The sequence below is a fragment of the Pseudoalteromonas rubra genome, from assembly GCF_004212645.1.
Lineage (GTDB): Bacteria > Pseudomonadota > Gammaproteobacteria > Enterobacterales > Alteromonadaceae > Pseudoalteromonas > Pseudoalteromonas rubra_G.
Window position 1 is genome coordinate 1 of the sequence record NZ_PPUZ01000104.1, and the last position, 11,507, is coordinate 11,507.

Sequence of the window (11,507 nt, forward strand, 5' to 3'; positions counted from 1 at the left end):
GTCCATGTAGGCAAGGCAAAAATTTTGCTATTTAGTTGTTCTAAATGAAAAATTTTTAACATAGTTAGCGTCATATTTGCTCCGTCAAATTGAACAGGTATTAAGTGAAATTGGTATTAGGTTTAGCGTCAGACATAAAAAAACCCAAACAGCTGTTTGGGTTTTTTTAATTCTGCATCCGGCTTACTTGAGTAATGACTCAGTCAGCACAGGACGAATTTCTTTTACAATCGCCTGACACAGCTTAGGTGCGCCACATACGATGTTACCGCTGTTGTTGTAGTTGGCGCCGCCAGCGAAGTCCATCAGCATACCGCCGGCTTCTTTGATCAGCAATTCACCCGCCGCTGTATCCCAAGGCTTAAGACCAATTTCATAGAAACCATCGATACGGCCCGCAGCAACATAGGCCATATCCAGCGCCGCAGAGCCAGCACGACGGATATCCGTAGTCTGGATAAACAGCGCTTTAAAGGCTTCAGTGTAAGCGTCCAGGTGATGCTTTTGTTTGAACGGGAAGCCCGTTGCCAATACAGAGCCCGCCAGCTCGTTACTCTTAGTAACGCGGATACGTTTGCTGTTCAATTGTGCGCCCTGGCCGCGAGAGGCGGTAAAGAGTTCATCGCGGATTGGATCGTATACAACGGCTTGTTCTACGCGGCCTTTAACTTTAAGCGCGATAGAAATAGCAAAGTGAGGAATGCCCTTGATGAAGTTAGTGGTGCCATCAAGCGGGTCGATAACCCAAAGGTAATCGGCTTGCTTGCCATCAGTATGGCCAAGCTCTTCACCGACAATTGCATGCTCCGGGTAGGCTTTTAAAATTGTGTCACGGATAACCAGTTCCGCTTCTTTATCTACGTTTGTAACGAAATCGTTCGAGCCTTTTTGTGAGGTCTCAACCTGAGACATGTTTTCACAAGCACGTAGAATCACCTTACCCGCGTTACGCGCAGCGCGTACCGCAATGTTTAACATTGGATGCATAGCATTACCTTTGAATTGTAAAAGAACTAAAATTTTTGAGCCGGCGTATTCTAGCGATTTTTCCTGCAAAGTAAATAACCCAGCAGCAAAAAACGTGTGCTTTTTTTAATCAATATGAGTAAGTGACTCAAATTCAGGCAGTTCTGTTGAGCCGCTCATGTCGAATACTTTTATGCTTTTGCAGCCGTTATGCCATCTACTTGCGGTTGGTCTTGATTTTACTATCTGGCGAATTCGCGTTTGTGCTAAACTCCGCCATTATTTTTTCCTGAGGCATAAGACATGGCATTAGAAGACATTCGCATTGTATTGGTTAATACCTCCCATTCAGGCAATATCGGCTCGGTTGCACGCGCGATGAAAACCATGGGGTTATCAAAACTCTATCTGGTCGATCCCGCGTGTGAAGTAGACAGTCATGCCAGCGCCCTGGCAGCCGGTGCAACAGATGTACTGGGCAATGCGGTTCAGGTAGAAAAACTTGAAGACGCCATTGCAGACTGTGCCCTGACAATAGGCACCAGCGCGCGTTCTCGTACTTTATCCTGGCCTATGGTTGGCCCGCGCGAGTGTGCCCAAAAATTGGTTGATGGTGCTGAGCAGACGCCCGTTGCTTTGGTATTTGGTCGCGAAAACAGTGGTCTAACTAACGAAGAGCTACAGCTTTGTAACTACCACGTTTGTATCCCTGCAAATCCGGAGTACAGCTCACTGAACCTGGCGATGGCGGTGCAGACGCTGGCTTATGAAACCCGCATGACCTACCTGGATCGTCAAGAGCAGCCCGTGGAGCAGGACGATGCACAGTACCCGACGTCCCAGCAGATGGAACTATTTTACGAGCACCTTGAGTCTACCCTGAACGACACTGGCTTTATTATTAAGCAACATCCGGGCATGGTCATGACCAAGTTAAAACGCCTGTTTAACCGTGCCCGCCCGGAAGATCAGGAACTCAACATCCTGCGCGGCATTTTAAGCTCAATAAATAAGTCAATAAAATAAATAGGTTAGCGCTTTGGTATGAGATATACCAAAGTGCTGCAATAATCTCATGCGCAAATACTTGACTAAATTACTCAGGTAATTACAATGTCCATAATACCTGAGAAAATTAGTCGGGTATTTTGATGGGGGCAGAGTGTCTACGTCAGGTAAGTACCTACCTACGTGGCATCCGCACGATATAGGGCGATTGGTTGTTGGTTAATACTTGACTATCTTAGTCAGGTAATTACAATTTGCGCCTTGATAACTTTTCTGGGGGCACGCATGAAACTGACTTCAAAAGGCAGATATGCAGTGACAGCGATGCTGGACGTCGCACTACACGCAAATATTGGGCCCGTGCCTCTTGCGGATATTTCCGAACGTCAGGAAATTTCCCTGTCATACCTGGAGCAATTATTTGCCCGCCTGCGCAAACATGGCTTAGTCAGCTCTGTACGCGGACCGGGTGGCGGCTACTTGCTGGGCCGCGACGCACATACTATCTCAGTGGGCGATGTGATCGCCGCGGTGGATGAATCCGTAGATGCAACCCGATGTCACGGTGAAGGTGGCGGCTGCCAGAGCGGCATGCGCTGCCTGACACACACACTGTGGTCGGACTTAAGTATGCGTATTGAAGAGTTTTTAAACAGTATTTCCCTCGCCGAGTTAGTCGCCAATTCTGATGTGCAGTCTGTTGCAACACGTCAGGACAATGGGGTTAACAGTGCAATGAAGCAATTAGAGAATATTCAAGTGAGTTGCCAGCTGTAAACTGGCGTCTAGCGGAGAAAGAAATGAAATTACCGATATATTTAGATTATGCAGCGACCACACCGGTTGATCAGCGTGTTGCAAACGAGATGATGCAGTGCCTGACAATGGATGGTAATTTTGGTAATCCAGCCTCACGTTCACACCGTTTCGGGTGGCAGGCAGAAGAGCTGATTGACCAGGCGCGTAACGATATCGCTGATTTAATCAACGCCGATCCGCGTGAAATTGTTTTCACCTCAGGGGCAACAGAATCAAACAACCTGGCGATTAAAGGTGCGGCTAACTTCTATCAGAAGAAAGGCAAGCACGTGATCACCGTTAAGACCGAGCATAAAGCCGTGCTGGATACCTGTCGTGAACTCGAGCGTCAGGGCTTCGACGTCACTTATATGGAAGTGGAAGAAAACGGCCTGCTGGATCTGAAAAAACTAGAAGCCGCAATCCGCGAAGACACCATTCTAATCAGCGTCATGCATGTTAACAACGAGTTGGGTGTGATCCAGGATATCGCGACCATCGGTGAAATGTGTCGTGAGCGCAAAATCATGTTCCACGTTGATGCCGCGCAAAGTGCCGGTAAAGTACAGATCGACCTGCAACAGCTGAAAGTAGACTTTATGTCTTTCTCTGGTCACAAAGTATATGGCCCTAAAGGTATTGGCGCACTGTATGTCCGTCGTAAGCCGCGTGCACGCCTTGAAGCGCAAATGCACGGTGGTGGTCATGAACGTGGTATGCGTTCAGGTACACTGGCAACCCACCAAATCGTGGGTATGGGTGCTGCTTTCCGTGTTGCTAAAGAAGATTTCGAAAAAGACCATGCACACATCAGCGCGCTACGTAAGCGTTTGCTGGACGGCGTGATGGATATGGAAGAAGTGTATTTCAATGGTGCGATTGACCAGTCAGTACCGGGCATTGTTAACCTGAGCTTCAACTTTGTTGAAGGTGAGTCGCTGCTGATGGCGGTTAAAGACATTGCCGTCTCATCTGGTTCTGCATGTACTTCTGCGAGCCTTGAGCCGTCTTACGTACTGCGTGCATTGGGTCGTAACGATGAGTTGGCACACAGCTCAATCCGCTTCAGCATTGGTCGCTTTACCACTGAAGAAGAAATCGATTATACCGTTAAGCTCATCAAAGACTCGATTGGTCGTCTGCGCGAAATGTCACCGCTTTGGGAAATGTTCAAAGATGGCGTGGACTTAGATGCAGTTGAGTGGGCACACCATTAAGCAAATCCGTGTATAGCAAGCTAATACTATAGGCAGGTAGTGAGGAAAGAATTATGGCGTACAGTAACAAAGTAATAGACCACGTGGAAAACCCACGTAACGTTGGGTCATTAGACAAAAACGATCCGAGTGTGGCAACGGGTATGGTTGGTGCACCGGCTTGTGGCGATGTGATGAAGCTTCAGATCAAAGTATCGGAGCAGGGCATCATCGAAGATGCCAAGTTCAAAACATACGGCTGTGGTAGCGCCATCGCGTCATCATCGCTGGTAACTGAGTGGGTAAAAGGCAAGACACTGGATGAAGCCGGTGAAATCAAGAATACCGACATCAGTGCTGAGCTAGAATTGCCACCAGTAAAGATCCACTGCTCAATTTTGGCAGAAGACGCAATTCAGGCTGCAATTGCAGACTACAAGAGTAAACAGGCGAAGTAAGAGATAACTATGGCAGTGACACTGACAGAGTCGGCAGCAAGCCGAGTACAGACTTTTTTGGCCAACCGCGGTAAAGGCATTGGGCTGAGAGTCGGCATTAAAACGACCGGCTGTTCAGGTCTTGCCTATGTACTTGAGTTTGTCGACGAGCTGGATGAAGGCGATGAGGTATTTGAAGAAAAGGGCGTCAAACTCATCGTCGATGCCAAGAGCCTAGTGTATATCGACGGTACTGAGCTAGACTACACCAAAGAAGGTCTGAATGAAGGGTTTAAGTTTAATAACCCGAATCAGAAGGACGAGTGTGGCTGCGGCGAAAGTTTCACCGTTTAATCTCTCTTGTGATTAATAATTCTAAAGCCCTGCCTTGGTAGGGCTTTGCTGTATTGGATGCGTATGCGATATTTTGAATTATTCGATTTACCTGTCAGCTATCAGGTTGACCTGAACGTTTTAAATCAGCGTTATCTTGACCTGCAACGCGCGGTCCACCCGGACAAGTTTGCTCACCTTGGCGAGCGCGAAAAACTATTAGCGGTACAAAAGACGGCAGAGATCAATGATGCACTGGCGGTGCTAAAGCACCCGGTAAAGCGTGCTGAGTACATGCTGAGCGAGCGCGGCGTGGATATTCGTGCAGAGCAACAAACCTTGCAGGATCCGGCGTTTTTAATGCAGCAAATGGAGCTGCGTGAAGCGCTGGAAGACATTCAGCATAGTGGCGATCCTGAAGCAGAAATCGAGTCATTTGAAGCGCAAGCCAAACAGCTGGAACAGCAATATAGCGCCGGCCTGGGAGAGCTTTTAGCAAGCAGCGACGAAAGTGACCTGCATCGCGCGGCGGATCATATTCGTAAACTCAAGTTTGTTTATAAATTGAAAGACGAGTTGTCTCGAATCGAAGACAGCCTGTTCGACTGATTGATACGGTGTGGCTGCAAAGTGCAGCGACAACCAGCTTCACCAAAGTGAAAGAGCATTATGGCATTATTGCAAATTGCTGAGCCGGGGCAGAGCGCGGCACCTCATGAACACAAACTGGCCATCGGAATAGACCTGGGCACCACCAATTCGTTGGTGGCTACGGTTCAAAGTGGCGAAACCAAAACCCTGACCGACATCAATGGCGAGGCGATGCTGCCCTCTGTGGTTCGTTATCACGGTGAGCAGATAAGCGTTGGTAAGTCGGCGCAGCAAGAAGCGGCATTGGATCCGGAAAATACTCTGATCTCAGTAAAGCGCTTTTTGGGTAAAACGGCCGAAGAAATTGCCAGCAGCTATGGTCAGCTGCCTTATACCTTTGTTGAGCATCAGGGCAGCCTGGCGGTTCAGACCTGTGCCGGTCCTGTCAGTCCGGTTCAGGCATCGGCTGAAATACTCAAATCACTCCATCAGCGCGCGGTTGAAAGCTTTGGTGGCGAAGATGTGATGGGCGCGGTGATCACTGTACCTGCCTATTTTGATGATGCACAGCGTCAGAGCACCAAAGATGCCGCTGAAATCGCGGGTCTTAAAGTATTGCGTTTATTGAATGAGCCAACCGCAGCAGCAGTCGCTTATGGCCTGGATTCAGGTCAGGAAGGCGTGATTGCTGTTTATGACTTAGGCGGTGGTACCTTTGACATTTCTATCCTGCGTCTGAATAAAGGCGTATTTGAAGTGCTGGCCACCGGTGGCGACTCAAGCCTGGGCGGCGACGATTTTGATGCACTGCTGGTGAATACTTTTAAACAGCAAACCGGGTTAACCGACCTGACTGCTAAAGAGCTGCGCCTGTTCATCAACAAAGCTAAAGCGTGTAAAGAAGCGCTGACCAGCTATGAAACGGTGAACGTGAAGTTGCCTGTGCGGGAACAGGAATTCACCGTCACCATCACCCAAGCTCAGTTTGCCCAATTGGCTGAGGAATTGGTCAAGAAAACACTGCGTTCGTGCCGCCGCGCGCTCAAAGATGCGGGCGTTGAAAAAGAACAAGTGCTGGAAGTGGTGATGGTGGGTGGCTCAACCCGCATGCCTGTGATCCGCAGCGCCGTAGAAACTTTCTTTGCTAAGCCCCCATTGACATCGATTGACCCGGATCGGGTCGTTGCACTGGGTGCCGCAATTCAGGCAGATATTTTGGTCGGCAACAAGCCGGACTCAGATATGCTGCTGCTGGATGTTTTGCCATTGTCTTTGGGCCTGGAAACCATGGGCGGGTTGGTTGAGAAGATCATCCCACGTAATACCACTATTCCAGTTGCTCGTGCGCAGGAATTCACTACCTTTAAAGATGGTCAGACGGCTATGTCTCTGCATGTGCTGCAGGGCGAGCGTGAGCTGGTTGATGACTGTCGCTCTTTGGCTAAGTTCAGCCTTAAAGGCATTCCGCCAATGGCGGCAGGGGCGGCACATATTCGCGTTACCTTTAAGGTGGACGCGGACGGTTTGCTGAGTGTGTCTGCAATGGAGAAATCCACTGAAGTACAGGCTGAAATTCAGGTTAAGCCGTCGTTTGGTCTGAGCGACGATCAGGTTGCACAGATGCTCAAAGACTCCATGAGCAACGCCAAAGAAGATATGCAGGCGCGTATGCTGAAAGAACAGCAGGTTGAAGCGCTGCGTGTATTGGAAGCCCTGGAGGCCTCACTGGCGACCGACAGCGCGCTGCTTAATGAACAAGAGTTGACGGCATTGCGCGATGCGATGGCCGCTCTTGATAATGCACGATTAACGGCCACGGATCCACAAGCGATCAAAGCGGCAATCGAACAGGTGGATGAGGCAAGCAGTGAGTTTGCATCACGCCGTATGGATGTATCAATTAAACACGCACTGCAAGGTCAGTCGGTAGACGAGGTGTAATATGCCACAGATTATCTTTTTACCCCATGAAGAACTTTGCCCGGAAGGCGCAGCCATTGAAGCGGAATCAGGCAAAACCGTACTGGATGTGGCGCTGAAAAATGGTATCAGCATTCCCCATGCCTGTGAAAAGTCCTGTGCCTGCACCACTTGTCACGTGGTGATCCGTGAAGGGTTTGACTCGCTTGAAGAAAGCGATGAGCTGGAAGACGACATGCTGGATAAGGCCTGGGGGCTGGAAGCAGAATCCCGGCTGGGTTGTCAGGCAGTGATTGCCGATGAAGACCTGGTCGTGGAAATCCCCAAGTACAACCTCAATATCGTCAACGAAGAACATTAATCTTTGTCTCTACAGGGCCGCATTTAGCGGCCCTGTTCAGTTATGGAAGGAGCGTTTGCTATGACACTTATCACCGAACAAAACCACTCCTGGGTCAATGGCAGTCCCTGGCAGTCACAGCGGCAGTTAACGGTACATAACCCGGCCAACGAGGTGCCCATCGCGACGGTTTCCATTGCCGATAATGAGGCCGCAGAGCAAGCGCTCAGCGCAGCGCAGGCATGTTTTGATATCCTTAAACAGCGTCCAGCCCAGCAGCGAGCCGAGGTGCTGACGCGCTGGTATCAACTCATACTGGACAATGAAGCGGTACTGGCGGAGCTGATGACCAAAGAGCAGGGCAAACCGCTGCGTGAAGCGAAGGCCGAAGTCCGGTATGCCGCGGGGTTTGTGCAGTGGTTTGCTGAAGAGGCTAGGCGTGCTTATGGTGAAGTGATCCCATCGCACAGTCCTTCGCACCAGCTGACAACGATAAAGCAGCCCGTCGGTGTGGTGTTGGGGATCACGCCATGGAACTTTCCATTGGCTATGATCACGCGCAAAGTGGCACCGGCTTATGCTGCGGGTTGCCCCTTTATTCTTAAGCCGTCAGAAGAAACGCCTTTGAGTGCCATAGCTTTGGCCAAATTAGCGTTAGAAGCTGGTTTTGAAGATGCCGCTTTTCAGGTTTTGGTAACGGATGATGCCGAGGCGCTGGTAGCTCCGTTATTAGCAAGCCCGGTGGTGCGTAAGCTGACTTTCACCGGCTCAACGTTGGTGGGTAAAAAGCTGCTGGCAAACAGTGCCGACACGGTGAAGCGAACCTCGATGGAACTGGGGGGCAACGCGCCTTTTATCGTTTTTTCCAGTGCGGATGTCGAAGAGGCGGTGGCAGGTTTAATGGTGGCTAAGTTTCGAAATGGCGGGCAAACCTGTGTGGCCGCCAATCGGGTTTTTGTTCATCAGGGTGTCCTGGCGGCCTTCACCAATGCACTCATTGAGGCGGTTGAAAAACTGGTGGTCGGCGACGGGTTAGAGTCGGATACCGATATCGGGCCACTGATCAACGCCAAAGCCAAAGATAAGGCGCAGCACCTGATTGAAGATGCGCTAGCTCAAGGCGCTCAGCGGGTATATCAGGGCGCTGCTGGCGCAGGCCTCTTTATGGCTCCGACCATTTTGCTTGATGTGACCGAAAAGATGGATATTTATCACCAGGAGATTTTTGCGCCGGTCGTCAGCATCATTGCATTTGATGATGAGCTGGGCGTGATACGTCAGGCCAATGGGGTCCATGAAGGACTTGCCGCCTATTTCTATTCTCAGGATGTGTCGCAAATTCATCGAGTCGCAATGGCGCTCGAATATGGCATGGTCGGGATCAATGAAGGCGCTATATCAAATCCGGTAGCGCCATTTGGCGGGGTAAAACAATCTGGGCTGGGGCGCGAGGGGGCCAAAGAAGGGCTTCAGGAGTTTCTGGAAACGAAATACCTGTGCCAGAAGTTCCAGGGTTAATTGTTCCGCTATATGGAACTTTTTGTTCATTTTTGAGAACCTGATGCGGATAGAAGCACGATTTTATCCGCATTAAACTTTCATTTTATCTCAACTCGTCAAAGACTTACCTTTGTAGTGCTTGGCGCTGTTCAGCGCTATCAATATGTACCTGTTATGTCGCTTTTTACAACGGCTTTTATTTTATGGCGAAGCTATGTACACTAGCCGTTTAATTTTTGATTGGCTGGACATTGTCTATGTACAAAGGGAAAGAACCGACTCTGGTGATCCTGGCTGCGGGCCTGGGTACTCGGTTTGGCGGTAACAAGCAAATTGCGGTATTACCAGATTTTAACTGCACCATTATGGAACTGAGTATTCAGGATGCTTTTGCAGCTGGTGTGCGTCATCTTGTGCTGGTGATTAACCGTCAGGTTCGCCCGCTGATAGAGCAACAGATCCTGCCGCGCTTACCTGCTGATTTGCTGGTCGACCTGGTTGAACAGGCCGTTGATAATTTGCCATCGCGCTTTGTCAGTAAAGCGCAATCGCGAGAAAAGCCCTGGGGAACTGGCCATGCATTGTTGTGTGCAAAACCCTTTATACCGGGTGATGCCATTGTGATCACGGCTGATGACTATTACGGACCAGATGCTTTTAAACAGCTCGTCAATCATTTCGCTGCAGCTGAACAGAATGACATGGCCATTGTGGGTTATCCACTGGCGCAAACTCTGTCATCGCAAGGTGGCGTAAATCGCGGAATATGCCAGACTCATAAAGACAGCCTGCTTGAAGTTGTTGAATATCTGGATATTCAACAAACTGGTGACACGCTGTCGGGGCTAGCGCCTGACGGAAAGCGGGTTGCTTTGCCTGAGGCGGCCCTGGCATCGATGACCTGCTGGGGCATTACACAAAGCTTGTTGACACAGTTAGAACGCGGATTTTGTGAGTTTCTAGAAAGTTATGACAGCGATGTCAAAAGCGAGTATTATTTGCCTGATTGTATTCAAAGTTGTATTCAGCAAGGCCTGATTCAGGTCAGGGTACATAGTGCATCAGAACGCTGGTTTGGTATCACCTATAAAGAAGAATTAAAGAGTGTCTCAGGATTACTATATGAACTACGTCACGGATGAGCCTATCACCTGCCACCGTATTGAAAGTGGCGATGAGGTAACAATGAAAAATCGTGCAATAGCAGAGGTCTTATCGCAGCAGTTTGGCCTGCAGGGAGCGTCTGTTTCTCTACGTCCAATCGGTAACGGACATATTAATACAACGATGTTGCTAAAAAATAAGCAGCGCGCTTTGGTTGTGCAAAAACTCAATACCTGTGTTTTTCCAGAGCCTGAGCAATTGGTAACCAATGCCAGAAAAATTGAGCAACATTTGGTGCGCAAAGCCCGTGATGGTGAGTATGAACTGGCGATCATTCGCCATGTCCCCACCATAAAAGGGGAATATCTGGTATATTTTGAGGATGAAGTCTGGCGTGCGTTGGAGTTCATTGGCGGCAGCTATAGTGAAGATGTTGTCGACAGTGAAGTCAAAGCGAAAATCGCGGCCAATGCATTTGGCCAGTTTGCAGCGGCATTAGATGACTTTGATGCAACTCAGTTACACCATGTTATCCCCGACTTTCATAATCTGGCGATGCGTATTGAGAAGTTTGAAGAAACACTCAGCCAGGATCCACTCGGACGTGCCGCTTTGTGTCAGTCGGAAATTGCATTTTGTCGGGCACAGTTTTCACTCGCTCAGGAAGTTGTCGATGTAGAGGCGCAGTTACCGCTGCGTGCGTGTCATAACGACACCAAGATCAATAATATGTTGTTCTGCTCAGAGTCAAATAAAGCGCGTGCTGTAATCGACCTGGACACCTGTATGCCAGGCTACTGGTTGTATGATTTTGGTGATATGGTTAGAACCTTCTGCTCGCCTGAAGCGGAGGATTCAACCAATCTGGCGAATGTGCGGGTGCGCGAGGAGATCTTTGCAGCCCTGGTGAGAGGATACAAAAAGCCCCTGTCAGCGAGCCTGACTGACACCGAAAAGCACAGTTTTATTCTCGGCGCGAAAGTGATGCCGTTTATGATTGGCCTGCGCTTTTTGACGGACTACCTTGATGGGGATAACTACTTCGCCACAAAATATCCAGAGCATAACCTGCAACGTGCGCAAAACCAGTTTGCCTTGTATCAGGATATCGTCGCGAAACAAGCGCAACTGAGCCATATTATTGATGCCGCCTGAGTGGCGTAAAGATATAAAAGCGCCGCAGGGCGCTTTTTTTCGCCTGAAATACAAACCACATCATTATTGGTATTTTTATACCAATTTCACTTAATACCAGTTCAATTTGACGGAGCAAATATGACGCTAACAGTGTTAAAAGTTTCTCATTTAGAACCT

Annotated in this window: 12 protein-coding genes; 11 read left to right on the top strand and 1 reads right to left on the bottom strand. The window is 49.2% G+C overall.

What is annotated here, in order from left to right; translation table 11 throughout:
• Positions 1-183 precede the first annotated feature (183 nt).
• The gene (gene suhB, locus C3B51_RS22120; RefSeq protein WP_130246414.1) at positions 184-987 is read right to left on the bottom strand and encodes an inositol-1-monophosphatase; all 804 of its coding nucleotides are present in this window, start codon (positions 985-987) and stop codon (positions 184-186) included.
• A 282-nt stretch (positions 988-1,269) separates the two neighbouring features.
• On the opposite strand from suhB, the gene trmJ reads away from it, so the two are divergent.
• From trmJ to C3B51_RS22175, 11 genes are all read left to right on the top strand, one after another.
• Positions 1,270-1,992: a tRNA (cytosine(32)/uridine(32)-2'-O)-methyltransferase TrmJ gene (gene trmJ, locus C3B51_RS22125; protein ID WP_046003659.1), complete on the top strand. Its 723-nt coding sequence runs from the start codon at positions 1,270-1,272 to the stop codon at positions 1,990-1,992.
• Between the two features lie 267 nt (positions 1,993-2,259).
• Positions 2,260-2,751 (top strand): Fe-S cluster assembly transcriptional regulator IscR, encoded by a 492-nt coding sequence (gene iscR, locus C3B51_RS22130; RefSeq protein ID WP_010384014.1) that lies wholly within the window; start codon positions 2,260-2,262, stop codon positions 2,749-2,751.
• Positions 2,752-2,774: 23 nt separating this feature from the next.
• Positions 2,775-3,989: an IscS subfamily cysteine desulfurase gene (locus C3B51_RS22135; protein ID WP_125720961.1), complete on the top strand. Its 1,215-nt coding sequence runs from the start codon at positions 2,775-2,777 to the stop codon at positions 3,987-3,989.
• A gap of 53 nt (positions 3,990-4,042) precedes the next feature.
• Entirely contained in the window at positions 4,043-4,426 is a 384-nt protein-coding gene (gene iscU / locus C3B51_RS22140; RefSeq protein WP_125720959.1) for a Fe-S cluster assembly scaffold IscU, read from the top strand.
• A 9-nt stretch (positions 4,427-4,435) separates the two neighbouring features.
• Positions 4,436-4,759 carry an iron-sulfur cluster assembly protein IscA gene (gene iscA / locus C3B51_RS22145; protein ID WP_125720957.1) on the top strand — a complete coding sequence of 108 codons (324 nt, stop codon included), beginning with the start codon at positions 4,436-4,438 and terminating at the stop codon, positions 4,757-4,759.
• 63 nt (positions 4,760-4,822) lie between these two features.
• Positions 4,823-5,347: a co-chaperone HscB gene (gene hscB / locus C3B51_RS22150; protein WP_125720955.1), complete on the top strand. Its 525-nt coding sequence runs from the start codon at positions 4,823-4,825 to the stop codon at positions 5,345-5,347.
• Between the two features lie 60 nt (positions 5,348-5,407).
• Positions 5,408-7,270, top strand: a complete 1,863-nt coding sequence (gene hscA / locus C3B51_RS22155) for a Fe-S protein assembly chaperone HscA (RefSeq protein WP_130246415.1) — start codon at positions 5,408-5,410, stop codon at positions 7,268-7,270.
• A gap of 1 nt (position 7,271) precedes the next feature.
• Positions 7,272-7,610, top strand: coding sequence for an ISC system 2Fe-2S type ferredoxin (gene fdx / locus C3B51_RS22160; RefSeq protein ID WP_010384025.1), 339 nt, complete (start codon positions 7,272-7,274; stop codon positions 7,608-7,610).
• Positions 7,611-7,670: 60 nt separating this feature from the next.
• Positions 7,671-9,107, top strand: a complete 1,437-nt coding sequence (locus tag C3B51_RS22165; protein WP_130246416.1) for an NAD-dependent succinate-semialdehyde dehydrogenase — start codon at positions 7,671-7,673, stop codon at positions 9,105-9,107.
• Between the two features lie 239 nt (positions 9,108-9,346).
• Positions 9,347-10,231 carry an NTP transferase domain-containing protein gene (locus C3B51_RS22170; RefSeq protein WP_130246417.1) on the top strand — a complete coding sequence of 295 codons (885 nt, stop codon included), beginning with the start codon at positions 9,347-9,349 and terminating at the stop codon, positions 10,229-10,231.
• Positions 10,232-10,274: 43 nt separating this feature from the next.
• Complete coding sequence (locus tag C3B51_RS22175; protein WP_125721064.1) at positions 10,275-11,348, top strand: phosphotransferase enzyme family protein; 1,074 nt, start codon at positions 10,275-10,277, stop codon at positions 11,346-11,348.
• The last annotated feature ends 159 nt before the right edge of the window (positions 11,349-11,507 follow it).